The 16,991-nt window shown below is 71.6% G+C and carries 17 protein-coding genes, 1 tRNA gene and 1 pseudogene; 10 read left to right on the top strand and 9 right to left on the bottom strand.

Annotation, left to right across the window (positions count from 1 at the left end):
• Positions 1 to 33: 33 nt before the first annotated feature.
• The 5 genes and pseudogenes from IH61_RS0108690 to IH61_RS0108675 form a co-directional block, all read right to left on the bottom strand.
• Positions 34 to 1,968: a hypothetical protein gene (locus IH61_RS0108690; RefSeq protein ID WP_031067442.1), complete on the bottom strand. Its 1,935-nt coding sequence runs from the start codon at positions 1,966 to 1,968 to the stop codon at positions 34 to 36.
• A complete protein-coding gene (locus IH61_RS0108685; protein WP_031067440.1) occupies positions 1,965 to 2,747 on the bottom strand; it encodes a toll/interleukin-1 receptor domain-containing protein in 783 nt (260 codons plus the stop codon). The genes IH61_RS0108690 and IH61_RS0108685 overlap by 4 nt, the downstream gene beginning before the upstream one ends.
• A 78-nt stretch (positions 2,748 to 2,825) precedes the next feature.
• Positions 2,826 to 3,737, bottom strand: coding sequence for a DNA-binding protein (locus tag IH61_RS0108680; RefSeq protein WP_324607590.1), 912 nt, complete (start codon positions 3,735 to 3,737; stop codon positions 2,826 to 2,828).
• Between the two features lie 192 nt (positions 3,738 to 3,929).
• Positions 3,930 to 4,121, bottom strand: a pseudogene (locus IH61_RS49905) (helix-turn-helix domain-containing protein); the annotation flags it as partial.
• A gap of 263 nt (positions 4,122 to 4,384) precedes the next feature.
• Complete coding sequence (locus IH61_RS0108675) at positions 4,385 to 4,732, bottom strand: DoxX family protein (protein ID WP_031067434.1); 348 nt, start codon at positions 4,730 to 4,732, stop codon at positions 4,385 to 4,387.
• 283 nt (positions 4,733 to 5,015) lie between these two features.
• Between IH61_RS0108675 and IH61_RS0108670 the strand changes: the two genes are divergently transcribed.
• Positions 5,016 to 5,657: an HhH-GPD-type base excision DNA repair protein gene (locus IH61_RS0108670; RefSeq protein WP_051836589.1), complete on the top strand. Its 642-nt coding sequence runs from the start codon at positions 5,016 to 5,018 to the stop codon at positions 5,655 to 5,657.
• A 135-nt stretch (positions 5,658 to 5,792) separates the two neighbouring features.
• On the opposite strand, the gene IH61_RS0108665 is transcribed toward IH61_RS0108670, so the two are convergent.
• Positions 5,793 to 7,274, bottom strand: a complete 1,482-nt coding sequence (locus IH61_RS0108665; RefSeq protein WP_031067429.1) for an MFS transporter — start codon at positions 7,272 to 7,274, stop codon at positions 5,793 to 5,795.
• 88 nt (positions 7,275 to 7,362) lie between these two features.
• On the opposite strand from IH61_RS0108665, the gene IH61_RS0108660 reads away from it, so the two are divergent.
• Positions 7,363 to 8,322 (top strand): helix-turn-helix transcriptional regulator, encoded by a 960-nt coding sequence (locus tag IH61_RS0108660; RefSeq protein WP_031067427.1) that lies wholly within the window; start codon positions 7,363 to 7,365, stop codon positions 8,320 to 8,322.
• Positions 8,323 to 8,478: 156 nt separating this feature from the next.
• Here IH61_RS0108660 and IH61_RS0108655 read toward each other — a convergent pair whose 3' ends face one another.
• Positions 8,479 to 8,997, bottom strand: a complete 519-nt coding sequence (locus tag IH61_RS0108655; RefSeq protein WP_031067425.1) for a YbhB/YbcL family Raf kinase inhibitor-like protein — start codon at positions 8,995 to 8,997, stop codon at positions 8,479 to 8,481.
• Between the two features lie 111 nt (positions 8,998 to 9,108).
• Here IH61_RS0108655 and IH61_RS49525 point away from each other — a divergent pair, with 111 nt between their 5' ends.
• A complete protein-coding gene (locus tag IH61_RS49525; RefSeq protein ID WP_063763163.1) occupies positions 9,109 to 9,870 on the top strand; it encodes a rhomboid family intramembrane serine protease in 762 nt (253 codons plus the stop codon).
• Positions 9,871 to 9,961: 91 nt separating this feature from the next.
• Positions 9,962 to 11,128: a hypothetical protein gene (locus IH61_RS0108645; RefSeq protein ID WP_031067421.1), complete on the top strand. Its 1,167-nt coding sequence runs from the start codon at positions 9,962 to 9,964 to the stop codon at positions 11,126 to 11,128.
• 37 nt (positions 11,129 to 11,165) lie between these two features.
• Here the strand turns inward: IH61_RS0108645 and IH61_RS0108640 are convergent, their stop codons facing one another.
• The gene (locus IH61_RS0108640) at positions 11,166 to 12,752 is read right to left on the bottom strand and encodes a helicase HerA-like domain-containing protein (protein ID WP_031067419.1); all 1,587 of its coding nucleotides are present in this window, start codon (positions 12,750 to 12,752) and stop codon (positions 11,166 to 11,168) included.
• A gap of 175 nt (positions 12,753 to 12,927) precedes the next feature.
• Here IH61_RS0108640 and IH61_RS0108635 point away from each other — a divergent pair, with 175 nt between their 5' ends.
• Together IH61_RS0108635 and IH61_RS0108630 are read left to right on the top strand one after the other, a co-directional pair.
• Positions 12,928 to 13,224 (top strand): type II toxin-antitoxin system VapB family antitoxin, encoded by a 297-nt coding sequence (locus IH61_RS0108635; protein ID WP_030061387.1) that lies wholly within the window; start codon positions 12,928 to 12,930, stop codon positions 13,222 to 13,224.
• A 231-nt stretch (positions 13,225 to 13,455) separates the two neighbouring features.
• The gene (locus IH61_RS0108630) at positions 13,456 to 14,109 is read left to right on the top strand and encodes a LytR C-terminal domain-containing protein (RefSeq protein ID WP_107057080.1); all 654 of its coding nucleotides are present in this window, start codon (positions 13,456 to 13,458) and stop codon (positions 14,107 to 14,109) included.
• Positions 14,110 to 14,195: 86 nt separating this feature from the next.
• Here IH61_RS0108630 and upp read toward each other — a convergent pair whose 3' ends face one another.
• The gene (gene upp, locus IH61_RS0108625) at positions 14,196 to 14,831 is read right to left on the bottom strand and encodes a uracil phosphoribosyltransferase (RefSeq protein WP_031067409.1); all 636 of its coding nucleotides are present in this window, start codon (positions 14,829 to 14,831) and stop codon (positions 14,196 to 14,198) included.
• A gap of 162 nt (positions 14,832 to 14,993) precedes the next feature.
• On the opposite strand from upp, the gene IH61_RS0108620 reads away from it, so the two are divergent.
• The 4 genes from IH61_RS0108620 to IH61_RS0108605 all read left to right on the top strand — a co-directional run bounded on the left by IH61_RS0108620 (position 14,994) and on the right by IH61_RS0108605 (position 16,802).
• Positions 14,994 to 15,230, top strand: a complete 237-nt coding sequence (locus IH61_RS0108620; protein ID WP_031067407.1) for a hypothetical protein — start codon at positions 14,994 to 14,996, stop codon at positions 15,228 to 15,230.
• Positions 15,231 to 15,487: 257 nt separating this feature from the next.
• Positions 15,488 to 16,024, top strand: a complete 537-nt coding sequence (locus IH61_RS0108615) for a tRNA adenosine deaminase-associated protein (RefSeq protein ID WP_031067404.1) — start codon at positions 15,488 to 15,490, stop codon at positions 16,022 to 16,024.
• A 51-nt stretch (positions 16,025 to 16,075) separates the two neighbouring features.
• Positions 16,076 to 16,603: a tRNA adenosine(34) deaminase TadA gene (gene tadA / locus IH61_RS0108610; protein WP_051836586.1), complete on the top strand. Its 528-nt coding sequence runs from the start codon at positions 16,076 to 16,078 to the stop codon at positions 16,601 to 16,603.
• A 109-nt stretch (positions 16,604 to 16,712) separates the two neighbouring features.
• Positions 16,713 to 16,802, top strand: a tRNA-Ser gene (locus tag IH61_RS0108605).
• The last annotated feature ends 189 nt before the right edge of the window (positions 16,803 to 16,991 follow it).

The raw sequence follows: 16,991 nt of genomic DNA, 5'->3' as shown, positions 1-16,991 counted from the left end.
CCAACACGACAAGTGGCACCCTTCCCATGACCGTCACCGGCGCCCCCTCTCGGCAGCCCCGACCAGCGGGCCGAGGCCCTGCGCTCGGTCGATTTCCCGGCGAAAGCGCTTCGCCACCTCGGCCCGGCTCACCGACAACGGCCGATCGTCCCGTTCGGTCTCCCAGGCGTGTGCCAGGAGGTAGTAGTGGCTGAGCGGTTCGCTCCTGCCTTCGGCCGCGGCGAGCAGGACGCCCATCAAGCGCAAACCGTCGTCCGGCACCAGCCTCGCGGCTTGGAGCCATGTCTTGACCCCCCTGGCCCACAAGGACGGTGGCAGCCGGAGCACCTCGCGCCAGCCGCGCACCGCCTCCGCTCGGGGCAGCCAGGTCGGCAGCGGATCCATCAATGCCAGGAAGAGGTCGACATCCGGCAACCAGGGGTCTTGCCGCGCCATTCCCGCACGCACTCGTTCGAGCAGCTTCAGGTACAGCCGCTTTTCCCCTCGGGCAAGTCGAAGGAGCGCATTCGTCGCGATCCGCCCGCTCTCCCGGCGCGCGAGCTGGTGCAAGCGGACGATCGCCTGGTCGGGATGCTGCAGGGCCATGATGTCCACACAGGTCCGCACCAGGACCGGCACCAGGGTGTCGGCCGGCTGCGGGGACGTCGCCCAGTCGTAGATCTTCGCCCGGAACTCCGCGCCGTGGCGCTCGCTCATGAGCCCCAGGCCCAGCACCTGAACCGCCTCGTCCGACGAGCCCGGCTGTTCGGCCCACGACTCGACCGTCTCGATCAGTTTCCGGACATCGCCGACCTTGAGGGCCTGCTCGGTGAACCGGCCGACCAGCCGCCGACGGTCGGCCGGCGTCAACCAGTTCGTCTTCTGCACCGTGTCCGCGACCCACGCCCCGAAGGTCTCCCGCAGATCCGGATAGTAGAGCCAGAAGTGGGAACGGACGGCCGCCCCGTACGCCAGTGCTTCGAAGTGGATTCGCTCGCCCCGCATATCGACCCGAACGGCCTTCAGCCGTCGGGTCATGTCGTCCCGGTCGAGCTCCGGTCGTCCGTCCGCCGGATGACCGAGTTTCGCCAGCAGCCGGTCAACGAGCCGGCACACCGCGTCGACCGACGTGCCTTCCAGCATGGCCGCCGCAAACAGCAGTGCCCGTTGCCGCCCGTCCGTGAGGGAGGAGATCTGCTGGGCGGCCTCCTCCCCGCGCTTCCGAACGGCCTCTACGGCCTTCGCAGCCCATGCATCGAACTGGCCTCCCTCCGTGTGCGCCACGACCATCAACTCGCACAGTCGTTGCAGCTCCCGCATCCGGTACCGCTTCAAGTCCTCGCTGAAGGCCGACCCGTGGACTTCCCGGCGCGACACCTTGACGCCGCCGAGCCGAAGGTGCCTGACGATCACCCCGGCCCAGTCGGGGCGCCCGATCCCCACCAGGAGCTGGCGGAAGTCGGACTGCAACAGATGCTCGTGCTCCTGCGGCACGACCACGACGAGTCTGCCGCCGACCCGCCGGATCTGCTCCCAGATTCGTCTCAACCTGCCTTGTGCTTCCAGGAATTCACTCTCGGATGTCTCCGTGAGATCGAACAGGACGCGCTCGCTCTTCTCCGGTTCCCCCGAATCGAACCGTTCGTCGTTGGGGAAGAGCTCTCGGAACCGCCTTCCTTCCTGGTCGGCGCAGTGCAGCAGCACGATGGCGGCCGAGCGTCGCCCGCTGCCGGATCCTCCCATGAGCAGGACGACCGTCCCCGGCCGTTCCAGTCGCGCGGCCGCCTCGCCGTACCCACGCGGCCCGATGAACCTTGCACGCAGGAAGCGTCGCTGATCGAGTGCCACTTCCACGGGTTTCCCGCCTCGGCGGAAGGACGGCTCGGCACCTTCCGCGAGGTAGCTGTTGTAGATGTTCTGCGGCCCGCTGCCGGTATGCGTCGGCCCCTTCGCGGCACCGATCCAGGTCGTGTCCGCGCGTTCGGTCATCGCCGACGGCCCTCTCGACCCTCGTGGCCACCGAAGTCGTTGTTGACGGTGCCGTTCTCGATGTAGTTACCGCCGTCACCATGGAACTCGACGCCGCCGCGCCGAATCGTGGTGCTCTGCGTCCCGCTCCCGGTGTGCACCTGCCCGCTGGCGGTGTTGATGAACGTCCCCACGTCGCCGTTCACGTTGCCGATGCCACCGCTCTGCTCGTGCCGGTAGGTCCGGGCCCGCACCACACCACCGCCCGTCCGGTCGGCCTCGCAGTCGGTTCCCTCGGCGGCGGACTCCCGGATGATCCGCTGCTCGGCCTCGGCAAGTCGGGGAATCGCCGAGGCGAGGTCGTCGCCGAGCCTTCGCAGGCCGGATTCGGCGTCGCGGTTGTCGAAGCGCAGGTACTGGCAGTCGGCAAGCTCCGCCAGCGCCGCCGGCAGGTCGCTCCGGTCGAGCCGGGTGGCCCTGCCGACGAGCACCGGGACGACCAGGGCCCCGCTCTCGAACGCCTCCAGGATCTCCCGACGGGTCCAGTCCTCCGGGTCGTCGAGTGCACGGCCCCCGTCCCGGTCACGGGCATCGACCCAGCGCGCTCCGATGACCGCGATCAGAACGCTGCTACGGCGGACCGCCGTCAGCAGCTCCTGCGGAAACGGCTTGCCGATCGGGATCGACTTGCTGGCACGGAACACGCTCTCGCTGCCGAACCTGCGGGAGAGTTCGCGCTCGATCAGGGTGGCGGTGGTGTCCTCGTCGCTGGTGCGGTAGTTGATGAAGATGTCGGGCATGACGGATCACCTCTCCAGGCATGGCGGATCGAACGACGGCCGGACGGGCCGCCGTGGCTTCGGGTGACTACGCGTGGCCTACGGGTGCAACGCCCGGGCCAGTAGAGGCTGGAGCTCCAGCACCGCTCCGCTGGTCCGGAAGCGGCTCAGCTCGCTCGCGAGCCGCCGGACGTCGGCCCGGATGGTGGCCGACCGCAGGGTCGGAACGAGCGGCAGGAGCTCCGCCGCGATCCCGGACGCACGTTCGGGTTCCCCGGCCGCCGCGTGCGCGAGGGCTCGCCGGAGCCCGTATCGGGCACGGCTACGGACGGCGCCGACGGGAATCCGTGGGCACTCGCGGTCGAACACCTCGGCGGCCGAGCCGGGGCGGCCGAGGTCGTACAGACACCAGCCGGTGACCATGGCGGCCGGGTCGGAGAGACTGGTGGTGCCGAGCACCGGTGCGCCGCCGGCCTCTGCGCGGGCCTTGTGCAGCAGGTCCCGGGCGCGGTCGAGAGCATGCAGACAGGCGTCACGATCCCCAGCAAGAGCGTGGCCCTGGGCCTCGCGCTGAGCGGCGAGGCCGCGAATCCTCGGCGGCAGGCCGCTCCCCTGGGCGGCACCGACGAGCTGGACGGTCCCGACCGAGTCTCCCGCGTAGAAGGTGATCAGGGCCCGTCGGACCAGGGCGTACGAGGCGAGGTCGCGGTCGCCGCCCGCCTCGGCTAGGTCAACGGCCCTGGCGGTCCACTGCAGTGCGGCCGGATCGTCCCCGGACTCCTGAGCCATCCACCCCCCGTACTCCGCGTACCGAGCGGCCAGAGCGAGCAGCCGGAAACGCTCAACGGAGGCGGCCTGGTGGGCGAGTTCGCACAGCGCTCGGGTCTGCGCGGCGAGCAGCGGGATCATCGTGCGCGGGTCGCTCGCCTGACCGAGCCGCCTCATCTGATCGAACTGACCGCGGAAGATCTCGACCGTGGAGGAGTCCTCCACCTCTGCCGCACCCGTCATGGGCACGGGCAAGGAGGCGACGAACAGCAAGGTCGCCCCGACCGTCAGCACCCGCCGCCGACCGACCCCTCCGGGCTCCCCGATGCCACCGGGTCCGCCCGTCCGCGACGGGCCGGAGAACTCCCCGACATCCGGAGAATCATCTTCGGCACGACGTCGCCGGGGGGCGGCATGCAACAGCCGTTCCAGCTCTCCGCCCGCATCCAGCTCTGCATCACACCGACGGGCGAACCCGGGCGGCGGCACCTTGTGCCCGCGCTCGATCTTGCTGAGGTGTCCCTTGCTGTAGCTGAGCAGTTCGGCGAACCGCGTGAGACTCACCCCAGCGGCGATCCGCCGTCTGCGGAGTTCCGGGCCGAACTGGCCGAACCCTCTATTAGACATGGGCATGCCAACCCCCATTCCCGATCGGGCCGCCCGAGCATCCGCCGCCAAGGGGGCCGGAAGCGGTCTCCCCTCGCTTCCGCCTGAATATTGGCATGCGACCGAGCCGATCAAACGGGGATCGACGGGGTTTCCCGTTTCCTCTTGTCCATCGAATAGTCATGCGAACAAAACGAGTTGGCGACATGTTCGCCGTGGCGGCACACAGGAAGAGGTCCCGGTGCGCCGGAACGACGCAGCCGAGACCCCTAGAGAGAACGCCTTCAAGCGGCGAGCGCCAGCACCAGCGAGGCCGCCGACGGGGCCATGTAGATCAGCGGGAACACCACGTTCTTGTACACCCGGGCCCGGAGCACGGTGAGGACCGCGCCCAGGAAGTAGAGGATCAGGCCGATCGCCGCGGCGTAGCCGAGGGCCGGGACGGCGAGGCCGACGAGGAGGCCGACCGCTCCGGCCGCCTTGGCGATGCCGAGCCAGATCCACCAGGAGCGCGGGACGCCGTACTGGGTCAGGGGCTCCACCACGTACGAAGCCTTCGCGAAGACCGAGTAGGCGGAGAAGCCGGTGTTCAGGGCGGCGAAGACGGTGACGACGACGTAGGCGACGGACATGGTGGTTCTCCCCACTCGAGTGGCGCCGCCCCGGTCCGTTCCGCGGCGGCTCGACACCCCTCTGACCCGGGGCGCACCGCCGATGTGACAGCTCGGGCGAAAACGCGGGCAAAAAATATTCCGCAGTACCCCCAACAACCGCTCCGCTGACGAACCATGCAGACCCCCCAAGGGTGGTGAACACCAAAACTCCCCACCAAACGGGCGTGTTGACCACGCCCGGCCCCAGCACGTCGACCAGACTGGGCGCCGACCCGACGCCAACTCCGAGGTAGGGACGCCCATGAACGTCACCGTCCGGCTCGCCCAGCAACCCGAGGCCGACCAACTGCTCGGACGCAGCGCGCTGGCTGTCCTCGTCGGCATGCTGCTGGACCAGCAGGTCCCGATGGAATGGGCGTTCACCGGCCCACTGACCATCGCCCAGCGCCTCGGCCGCGACGACCTGGACGCGCACGAGATCGCCACCTACGGCCCCGAGGAGTTCGTCGCCCTGCTCTCCGCGAAGCCGGCCGTCCACCGCTACCCGGCCGCGATGGCCAAACGGGTGCAGCAGCTCTGCCAGTTCCTGGTCGCGCAGTACGACGGCGAGGCTTCCGCGCTGTGGAAGGACGTGCGCACCGGCAAGGAGCTGCTCAGCCGCCTCAACGCCCTTCCGGGCTTCGGGAAGCAGAAGTCGCAGATCTTCCTGGCCCTGCTCGGCAAGCAGTTCGGCGTCCGGCCGGAGGGCTGGCGCGAGGCCGCCGGAGCGTACGGCGAGGAGGGCGCCCACCGTTCGGTCGCGGACATCACCGGGCCCGAATCCCTCACCCTGGTGCGGGAGTTCAAGCAGGAGGCGAAGCGCGCCGCGAAGGAGGCGAAGGCCGCCGCCAAGCCCCGCACCGTCACCCGGGCCTCGGTCGCGAGCATGCCCGCCGTCCGCTGAGCGAGCCCCACAACGGCAGAGGCCCCGCAACAGCAGCAGCCCCACAACGGCGGGAGCCCCGCAACGGCGGCGACTCCGCCCCCACAACGGCAGGGCCCCGGCCGCGATCCGCGACCGGGGCCCCGCACCCGACCGTCACACCAGAGCGCTCTCCCGCTGCTCGGCAACGGAGGTCTCCGCCTCCCATGCGACGACCGCCTTGCGCCGCGGCAGCGCGAACATCAGCAGGAACACCCCCGCCAGCACCGCCGCGACCCACCACATCGCGTGCACGAAGGCCCCGTTGAAGGCCGCCCCGACCGCCTCCGGCGCGACCACGTCGTCCACCTGCCCGAAGAAGGCGACGGACACCAGGCCGAGCCCGAGCGCGTTGCCCACCTGCTGCACGGTGTTGATCAGCCCCGACGCCGACCCGGCGTGCTCGCGCGGCACCTCCGCCAGCACCGCGTCCGTGATCGGCGCGACCACCAGCCCCATCCCGAGGCCCATCACGACCAGCGGCAGCGCCATCTGCCAGGGCGCGATGTCCGCCCCGTACCGGTTCGCCTCCGCGATGTAGACCAGCACACCGGCCACCATCACCAGCGCCCCCGCCTGCAGCACCTTCCGCCCGAACCGCGGCACCAGTTTCTGCACGGAGAGCCCGGCGGCGGTGGAGACGGCGAGGGAGAACGGCAGCCCGGTGGCGCCGGCCTTGAGCGGGCTCCAGCCCAGGCCGATCTGCATGTACAGCGTCCAGACCAGGAAGAAGATGCCGAGCCCGATCCCGAAGGCGGTCTGCACGGCGATGCCGGCCGCGAAGGACTTCACCCGGAACAGCGACAGTTCCACCAGCGGCGAGCCGTCCCGCCGTGTCTTGGCCTTCTCGTACGCCACGAACAGCGCGAACACGACCGCGCTCCCACCCATCGACAGGTACCCCCAGAGCGGCCAGCCGGCCTCGCGCCCGTGGGTGAGGGGGTAGATCAGCATCAGCAGGCCGAGGCTGGCCAGCACCATGCCCACGAGGTCCAGCTTGAGCGCCTTCTCGGCCTTGGACTCGTCGATGAAGCGGCGCCCGAGCAGCAGTCCGGCGATGCCGACCGGCAGGTTGATCAGGAAGATCGGACGCCAGGCCAGGCCGAACAGGTCCCACTCGGTCAGCAGCGCACCGATCATCGGACCGGACACCGCGCCCAGCCCGACCACCGCGCCGAACATCCCGAACACCTTGCCGCGCTCCTCCGCCGGGAAGGTTGCGTGGATGATCGACAGCACCTGCGGCACCATCAGCGCCGCCGTCCCGCCCTGCAGCACCCGCATCGCGACCAGCATCTCCGGGCCCGAGGCGAAACCGCACAGCGCGGACGCCAGGGTGAAGCCGCCGATCCCGACCAGGAACACCCGCCGCCGCCCGTGGATGTCGCCCAGCCGGCCACCGGTGATCAGCCCGACCGCGAAGGCCAGCGAGTACCCGCCGGTCACCCACTGGACGGCGCTGAAGGAGGCGCCGGTGTCCGCCTGGATGCTCGGGATCGCGATGTTGACGATGGTCACGTCCACCAGGTCCATGAAGGAGGCGACCATCACGATCGCCAGCGCGATCCACCTCCGCCGGTCCACGTCCGCGCTGCTCATTCCGTACTCCTCGCTCGTCGGCACGTCCTCGACGATACGAGGGAAGTAGGCCAGGTCCTGTCCTAGTTCCTCCGGCATGATGGACGGCATGTCCGACACCCCCGCCCGGCTGCTGAACCTGCTCTCCCTCCTCCAGACCCCGCGCGAATGGCCCGGCACCGAACTCGCCGACCGCCTCGGCGTCAGCCCGCGCACCATCCGCCGCGACATCGACCGGCTGCGCGACCTCGGCTACCCCGTGCAGGCCACCATGGGCGCCATCGGCGGCTACCGCCTGATCGCCGGCACCGCGATGCCCCCGCTGCTGCTGGACGACGAGGAGGCGGTGGCCATCGCCGTGGGCCTGCGCGCCGCGGCCGGGCACGCCGTCGCCGGGCTGGAGGAAGCCTCCGTACGGGCCCTCGGCAAGCTGCTCCAGGTGCTGCCCGGTCGGCTGCGCCACCGCGTCGGCGCCCTCAACACCGCCACCGTGGCGCTGCTGCCCGGCGACGGCACGACCGTCGACCCGGACGACCTGACGGTGATCGCCGGCGCCGTCACCAACCGGGAACGGCTGCGCTTCGCCTACCTGACGTACGACGGCACCGCCAGCAGACGCAACGTGGAACCCGAGCGGCTCGTCTCGGCCGGACACCGCTGGTACCTGGTCGGCTACGACCTCGACCGCGACGACTGGCGGCTCTTCCGCGTCGACCGCCTCGGCGAACCCCACGCCACCGGCGCCCGCTTCACCCCGCGCCCGCTGCCCGCCGAGGACGCCGCCGCGTACGTCGCCGGCAAGCTGCGCCGCCCAACCCTGACGACCATCGTCGCCACCGTCCACACCTCCGCCGAGGAGCTGCGCCGCCGCTTCGGCCGCTGCGACGGCAGCATCGAACCGATCGACGAGCACAGCTGCCTGCTGCGCACCACCGACTCCGTGGAGTGGACGGCGATGCGCCTGCTGAGGCTGGGCCACCCCTTCGAGGTGAGCGCGCCCGAGGAGATGCGCGTCTTCCTCCGCTCCCTCGCCGACCAGGCCAACCACGCAGCTGGAGGCGGGAGTTAGGCCCGGACAGGGCCTAGGCGGACACCCGGCACCAGACGTCCCCGGAGCGGAACCGGAGCACGCCGTCCCGGCCGTGGGCGCGATCGTCGACCCCGCCCGCGACCTTCCGCTTCCCGGTCTGCTTCCACTTCCTGCCGACCAGCAGGTGCCGGGTCGTCAGGCCCCGTACTCCGCCGTCAGCAGCGCCCGGCCCAGCGTGTGGAAGGTCAGATGGAACCCGACCTGCGCCGGCGGGGCGTCGGCGGGGACGTCCAGCTTCTCCACGTCCAGCGCGTGCACCGCGAAGACGTAGCGGTGCGGCGCGCCGGGCGGCGGGGCGGCGCCGTCGTAGCGGTTGCCGGGGAAGTCGTTGCGGCCGTGGAAGGACGCCTCGCCCGGCAGGCTCGCGTCCGAGGAGCCCGCGCCGCGCGGCAGTTCGGCGGTGTCGGCGGGCAGGTTCAGCGCCAGCCAGTGCCACCAGCCGGAGCCGGTCGGCGCGTCCGGGTCGTAGCAGGTGACGGCGATGCTCCGGGTGCCCTCCGGCAGGCCCGACCAGGCCAGCTGCGGCGACAGGTTGCCGGCCGCGTACACGAACTCCTGGGCCAGTGTGCCGCCTTCGGTGATGTCCCGGCTGGTCAGCTCGAAGGACGGCACCTGCGGGAGGAACTCGTACGGCAGCGGCGGACGAACGCCCATCGGGGGCCACCTCTCACGATCGGGAATCGAGTCGGGAAATCGAGTCGGAAATCGACACGAGTCACTGTAATGGGGTGCACGTCCGTTCCTGCCGCGCCTAGAGTCGAAGCCATGGCCTCGGACGACCGCAGCACCGCCGCAAGCACGCTCGACCCCGCCCAGATGATCGCCGACGCCCGCCGGGCGCTGTTCACCATGGTCGGGGTACTGGCCGCGGTCTGGCTGATCCAGCTGGTGAACTGGATGGACGACTACGACCTCGGCCGGCAGTTCGGCGTCAAGTCGCAGGAGCTGGGCAGTCTGCCGAACATCGTCACCGCGCCCTTCCTGCACTGGAACTGGGCCCACCTGGAGGCCAACTCCGGCCCGCTGTTCGTCTTCGGCTTCCTCGCGGCCTACCGCGGCGTGAAGAAGTTCCTCGGCCTCACCCTGCTGGTCACCCTGACCAGCGAGCTCACCGCCTGGGTCTTCGACCCGCCGAACACCATCGGTGCGGGCGCCAGCGGCGTGGTCTTCGGCTACTTCGGCTACGTGGTGCTGCGCGGGATCATCGACCGCAACCTGGTCGACACCCTGATCGGCGTGGTCCTCGGCGCCTCCTTCGCCTACATGGTCAGCGGCGCCGTGCCCGGCGTCGCCCCGCACGGCATCAGCTGGGCCGCGCACCTGGGCGGGCTGGTCGGGGGCCTGGCCGGCGCCTGGATCTTCCGCAACCGCGGCCCGCGCCCGGCGGCCGCCGCCACCCCCAGGCCCGCCAAGGCCCCCAAGGCACCCAAGCCCGCCAGGGCCGACGCCAAGGCCCCGCAGTCCGCCACCAACCCCAACAGCCCCAACGCCGACCTGCTCAAGCAGCTCGACGACCTGGGGCTCTAGGCCGGACAGGGCCCAGCGCGGCGGTATAGACCATTCCCACCCCGGCGGCTAGCGTGGTCGGCGCACCAGCCCCCAGCTCCGGAGCCGCGCCGTGGAGTCGTCCGTCCTCGCCTTCGCCACCGACCTGCTCGACGAGGGCGCCGACACCTTCTTCGGCAACCTCACCGACCGCGCAGGCGTCGGCGGCGTCACCCTCGCCTCCGTCTACCACGAGGCCCGCGACGTCTTCCCGCACAACCCCCGCCGGGTGATCCGCTACCTGGAACCGGGCGCCGCCTACTTCCGCCCCGACCCGGCCGCCTGGAAGGGCCGCCGCCTGGCCCCCGCGCCCTCCACCGCGATCGGCGAGCGCGACCCCTTCGCCGAGGCTTCCGAGGAGGCCCGCCGCCGCGGACTGAAGCTGCACGCCTGGACGGTCTTCTGCCACAACGACCGCCTCGGCTTCGCCCACCCCGACTGCGCCCCGGCCAACGCCTTCGGCGACCGCCACCTCACCGAGCTCTGCCCGGCCAATCCGGAGGTCCGCGAGTACGCGCTGACCCTGGTCGCCGACCTCGCCCGCTACGGCGTGGACGCGATCCGCGCCGAGTCCCTGCACTTCCACGGCCTGCGCCACGGCTACCACCACGAGCGCTACTTCGAGTGGCTCGGCCCCACCGCCGAAGCCCTGCTCGGCGTCTGCTTCTGCCCCCACTGCCGCACCGCCGCCACCCGCGCCGGCGTCCCGGCCGACGAGGTCGCCGAAGCCGTACGGACGGAACTGCGCCGCCGCCTCGCCGACGAGCACGCGGCCGCCGAACCGGCCGACCTGAGCACCCTCGCCGGCGGCGCCTTCGCCGCGTACGTGGACTCCTCCGCCGCCACCGTCACCGCGCTCACCGCCGACCTCGCCGAGCAGGCCCGCCGCCACGGCCTGCGGCTGAGCTTCATGGACGGCGGCGGCCCCGGCAAGGGCTGGCTGTCCGGCATCGACCTGCCCGCCCTGGCGAAGGCCGCCGACCAGATCGAGACCCTCGGCTACGCCAAGACCCCGGAGGCCGTCCGCGAGAGGATCGCCGCCTTCGCCCTGCACGGCGTCCGCCCCCAGGACATGGCGGTGATCCTGCGCCCGATGGCCTCGGACTGCGACGGCCCCGAGAACCTCGCCGCCAAGATCACCATCCTGCGCGAACTCGGCGTCCCCGAGGTCGAGTTCTACAACTACGGCCTGATGCGCCTCTCCTCCCTCGACCGGATCGGCGCCGCGCTCAGCGGGTGACCCACCCGCTGGCCCACCCGCTGGCCCACCGGGTGGTTCAGCGCCGTCGCTTGGAGGTCCCGAACAGGCTGCGCGAGATCTCCTGCCCGAGCTGGCGCCCCGCCGAGCGGGCGAAGGACTTCACCGTCGGGTTGTTCAGCAGCGATCCGAGCAGCCCGCCCGCCGCCGCCTTCGACCCGGCCCGCTCCTCCCGCTCCTCCCTTTCCGCCCGCTCCCCCCGCTCCTCCCGCTGAGGCTCGGGCTCCGGGACGGGCTCGGGCGCGGGCTCGGCCGCCCGCGCCGCCAGCTTCTCGTACGCCGACTCCCGGTCGATCGCGTCCCGGTAACGGACCGTCAGCGGCGAGGCGTCCACCGCCGCCTGCAGCGCGGCCGGCTCGATCGGCCCCATCAGCGACTGCGGCGCCCTCAGCCTGGTCGCCGCGACGGGCGTCGGCGCGCCCTTCTCCGACAGCACGGTCACCACGGCCTCCCCGGTGCCCAGCGAGGTGAGCACCGCCCCGAGGTCGTACGAGGAGCGCGGGAACGTCGAGACGGTGGCCTTGAGCGCCTTGGCGTCGTCCGGGGTGAAGGCGCGCAGCGCGTGCTGCACCCGATTGCCCAACTGGGCCAGCACGTCGGCCGGTACGTCCTTCGGGGTCTGGGTGACCAGGAAGATGCCGACGCCCTTGGAGCGGATCAGCCGCACGGTCTGGGTGATCGCCTCCAGGAACGCCTTGGAGGCGCCCTTGAACAGCAGGTGCGCCTCGTCGAAGAAGAACACCAGCTTGGGCTTGTCGAGGTCCCCCACCTCGGGCAGCCCCTGGTAGAGGTCGGCGAGCAGCCACATCAGGAAGGTGGAGAACAGCCGCGGCCGGTCCTGCACGGCGGGCAGCTCCAGCACCGAGACCACGCCGCGCCCATCCGGGGCCGTCCGCAGCAGGTCGGCGGTGTCGAAGGCGGGCTCTCCGAAGAACGCCCCTGCGCCCTCGTTCTCCAGCACGGTGAGCGCCCGCAGGATCACCCCGGCGGTGGCCGGGGAGAGGCCCCCGATGCCCTTCAGCTCCTCCTTGCCCTCGGGCGAGGTGAGGTGGGCGATCACGGCGCTGAGGTCCTTGAGGTCGAACAGCTCCAGCCCGCGCCGGTCGGCGTAGTGGAACACCAGGCTGAGCGAGGACTCCTGGGTCTCGTTCAGGTCCAGCACCTTGGCGAGCAGCAGCGGTCCGAAGTCGGTGACGGTGGCCCGGACGGGGATGCCCGCGCCCATGCCGCCGAGCGCGTAGAACTCCGCGGGGCAGCCCTGCGCCGCCCAGTTCTGCCCGACCTCGGCGGCCCTGGTCGCGGTCCGGTCGCCGGGCGCGCCCGGCGCGGAGATGCCGGAGACGTCGCCCTTGACGTCGGCGAGGAACACCGGGACGCCCTGGGCGGAGAGCTGTTCGGCGATCAGCTGGAGCGTCTTGGTCTTGCCGGTGCCGGTGGCCCCGGCGACCAGCCCGTGCCGGTTGAGCACGGCGAGCGGGATGCGCACCTGCGCGTCGGCGTACGCGGTGCCGTCCAGCAGCACCGCGCCGAGGTCGAGCGCGGGCCCGGTGAACGCGTACCCGTCGGCGATCTCCCGGACGGGCTGCGGGGTGGGGGCGGAGGACATGGGTGCACACTCCTGAACGGCGACTGACGGGCCTGCCTGAACGACACAGTCGCTGGGCGATGTTCGCGACATTTCCCATCAAACAACCGCATTCGCCCACCCGCAGCTCGCACCCGCGCGCGTGGCGGAGCCGCCGCTGCTGGGCCATCCGCCGTCCGAACGGTAGGCTTTCCGTGTGATCTTCAAGCGCATCGGCAATGGGCGGCCTTACCCGGATCACGGCCGGACGAGTACCCGCCAGTGGGCTGACGTCGCCCCGCGTCCGGTGCGGCTCGACCAGCTGGTGACCACCAAGGGCCAACTCGACCTGGAAACCCTGCTGGCCGAGGACTCGACCTTCTACGGGGACCTCTTCGCCCACGTGGTGAAGTGGCACGGCGACCTCTACCTGGAGGACGGGCTGCACCGGGCCGTCCGGGCCGCGCTGCAGCAGCGCCAGGTGCTGCACGCCCGTGTCCTCGAGATGGAGTGACGGACCTCCGACCGGGCCCCGCCCGCACCCCGGTAACCCTTTCGGGTGCCGGGGTACTCCAGATGATGATCGTTTAGTACCTTCGCTGCCGGACGGCACTAGGCTGCTGACTACGGCCGCGACCAGGCAGTCCGTCACGACCAGGCAGGCCGCAGCACCCGGCGGACGCCCGCACCGGCCGTCCCGTCATCCCGACCCCGCCCCGGCACGAGGGGGAGACATACCGTGAGCATGTTGACTCCCCAAGGTCTCAAGGGGAAGCAGTACCGCATCACCGGCAACAGCTATCCGCGTCTGGGCCGGCCCCCGAAGAAGAGCCGCAAGGTGATCGCGGCGCTCGCGGGCCTGCTCGCCCTGGCCCTGATCGGGCTCGGCGGAGTCCAGCTGTACGACATCTTCACCGGCAAGGACAAGAACGCCTCCGCCCAGGCGTGCGCCACTCCCTCCGGCAAGGCGCTGGCCGCCCCGGCCCCCGGCCCGACCACGCCCGCCGCGGGCGACCCGCACGCGATCCCGCAGCCCTCCGCCGTGACGGTGAACGTCTACAACGCCACCGCCAAGGGCGGCCTCGCCGGCCGCACCGCCGAGGAGTTGAAGAAGCGCGGCTTCGTCATCGGCAAGGTCGGCAACGCCCCGGCCGAGCTGGACAAGAAGGTGCCCGGCACCGCCCAGGTGATCGCCGGCCCGGGCGGCGCCGGCGCCGCCACCCTGATCGGCTCGCAGATCGCCGGGGCCGTCACCACCCCCGACGCCCGCACCGACACCACCGTGGACTTCGTGATCGGCGACGGCTACAGCGCCCTGCTGGACGAGACCCAGGCGGCGGCCGCCCTGGCCCTGGCCGTCAAGCCCTCCCCCACCCCGACCGCCACCGGCAGCTGCTGAGCGTCGAGACCGAAGAGCGTCGAGACCGAAGAGAGGAGCCCCCGGCCGTCGCGGCCGGGGGCTCCTCCGTCTGTCCGGGTACGGGCTCAGCCCGCGGTGCCGTACAGCCGGTCGCCGGCGTCGCCGAGGCCCGGCACGATGTAGCCGTTCTCGTTGAGCCGCTCGTCCAGCGCGGCGGTGACCACGGTGACCGGCAGGCCCGCGAGGTCCCGCTCCAGCACCGCCACGCCCTCCGGCGCGGCCAGCAGCACCACGGCGGTGACGTCGGTGGCGCCGCGCTCGATCAGCATCCGGATCGCCGCGACCAGGGTGCCGCCGGTGGCCAGCATCGGGTCGAGCACGTAGACCTGGCGGCCGGAGAGGTCGTCCGGCATCCGGGTGGCGTAGGTCGAGGCTTCCAGGGTCTCCTCGTTGCGCACCATGCCGAGGAAGCCGACCTCGGCGGTGGGCAGCAGCCGGGTCATGCCGTCGAGCATGCCGAGGCCGGCCCGCAGGATCGGCACCACCAGCGGGCGCGGGTAGCTGAGCTTGGTACCGAGGGTGACCGCCACGGGCGTGGTGATCTCCGCCTCCTCGGTACGGACGTCCCGGGTGGCCTCGTACGCGAGGAGGGTCACCAGCTCGTCGGTCAGGCGACGGAAGGTCGGCGAGTCGGTGCGCTCGTCGCGCAGGGTGGAGAGCTTGTGGGCCACCAGGGGGTGGTCGACGACGTGGAGACGCATGTACCGAGGTTAGCCCGCTCCCGGACGCCCGTACGACACGCCGTGCCAGGGCTTCCGCCTGGACCCGTCACCTTCCGGTGACACGCCGTGACACCGGCCGGATGTCGGGACGGAACGGCCTCCTGTGGTATCAACCGGGCGGAACGGGGAATGTCTCGACCCATGACGAGCAACCCGAAACCCGGGGACGGCTCGGCGGACGAACCCGTCGCCGGAGCGGGCCTCCGCTCCGGCCCGCCCCAGGACCCTCCGGAGACCGAGGTGGAGCGCCGCAGACGGCGGGCCCTCTTCCTGCGCGAACTCGCGGAGGCACGCGAGTTGCGCGAGCGCGTCCAGCCCCGGAGGACCAAGGAGCGGCGGATGCGCGAGGCCATGCGGATGCGTACGTTCCGGATCTGACGCGGCCATTTCGGACGCACCGGGCGAAGTTCGACCGCCTTCGGAGCCTGCGGCGCTGCGGGGCCGGACACCGACCGGGCCTTCCGACACGACCTGCGAAGACGCGCTGCCGAACACCCCCCGCAAGGGCGGGCTTTCTGTCACGATTCCGATGGGACGGTCCGAACAAGCGGGCCGCCTCTGGCGCGGGGGCGGCCAGGATTTCGCGTCGCCCGTGCGCGCCGACAGCCGACACCGATGATCTTGGGAGTGTCCTGGTGGCGTACTTCGCTGCAGTGCTTGCTCGCACCGAGGACGGGTGGGATGTGAGCGAGGCGGAACTCGACAACGTCGAAACCCTGGCCGATCTGGCCGACCTGGCCCGCGACAGTGCCCAGGACGACGACAGCGTCCTGATCTTCATCGAACAGGAGGACTCCTGGTTCGCCATCGTCCGGGTGGACGGCGAGGAGGACCCGCGGATCTTCGTGTCGGACGGCGCCGCCGCCGCCCGCAGCTCCTACGGCTCCGTCCTCACCGACGAACTGGTCGACCAGGCCGGCGAAAGCGAGTTCGGCGACCTGGACCACCTGCTGGACGAGGCCGAGGAGGCCGAGGAGCAGGACGACGAGGACGCGGACGCCCGCGGCGGCGTCCCGGTCGGCCCGCTGGGCGACTCCCACCTGCTCACCGAGTTCGGCCTGGCCTCCGACGGCCTGCTCGCCCTCAGCGGCGAGGGCGCGGTGCCGGGCGACGCCCTGGAGGAGATCGCCGAGGCCCTGGGCTGCGGCGAGGTCCTGGAAGCGGTCCGGTAGCGGCCGGTGCCCGGCTCCGGCCCCCGGGCCGGATGGCCGACACTGGATGCCATGCAGCCCGCCGCCACCCCGCCGACCGTCCCGCACGTCCCCCCGCTGCCCGCCCCCGTCCGCCCCGACCCGGTACGCGACCGCTGGGCGGCGCCGATGCGCCTCGCCATCGCCGAGGCGTCCCTGGCGCCGGCCACCGGTGACGTCCCCGTCGGGGCGCTCGTGCTGGGCCCGGACGGCGAGGTGATCGGGCGCGGCCACAACGAGCGCGAGGCGATCGGCGACCCGACCGCCCACGCCGAGGTGGTCGCCATCCGGCAGGCGGCGGAGAAGGCCGGGGAGTGGCGCCTCAGCGGCTGCACCCTCGTCGTCACCCTGGAGCCCTGCACCATGTGCGCCGGCGCCATCGTCCTCTCCCGCATCGACCGCGTGGTCTACGGCGCCCTCGACGAGAAGGCCGGCGCGGCCGGCTCCCTCTTCGACGTGATGCGCGACCGCCGGCTCAACCACCGCCCCGAGGTCGTCCCGGGCGTCCTCGCCGAGGAGTGCGCCACCCAGCTGCGCGCCTTCTTCGACGGCCACCGCTGACCGGGCGCCGCTGACACCCCCTCCGGCCGTCCCGTCGGCCACCCCGCCCGTCCACCCTGTCCGGAAACGGATTTCGTGACCGCGCCACCCGTCCGGTAGAGTTCCCCTCGGTAGCGTGTCCGAGCGGCCAAAGGAGCACGCCTCGAAAGCGTGTGTGGGGGCAACTCCACCGTGGGTTCGAATCCCACCGCTACCGCCATGAGCAGGAAGAACGAAGGGCCCCGACCGGGAACGGTCGGGGCCCTTCGTCGTCGCGGTCTCAGTTCCGGCCTCAGTTGCCGCCTCAGCTGCGATCTCACGTTCCGGTCCCGGTTCCCGGGCACGGAAAGGGCTCCGTACGCCGGGCCGATGACCACCGAAACCCGGTCCGTACGGAGCCTGGAGGGGG

It is taken from the genome of Streptomyces sp. NRRL WC-3742 (genome assembly GCF_000720635.1).
Taxonomy (GTDB): domain Bacteria; phylum Actinomycetota; class Actinomycetes; order Streptomycetales; family Streptomycetaceae; genus Kitasatospora.
The sequence above is the reverse complement of the archived record's forward strand: the minus strand, read 5'-3'. Positions and strand labels throughout refer to the sequence as shown.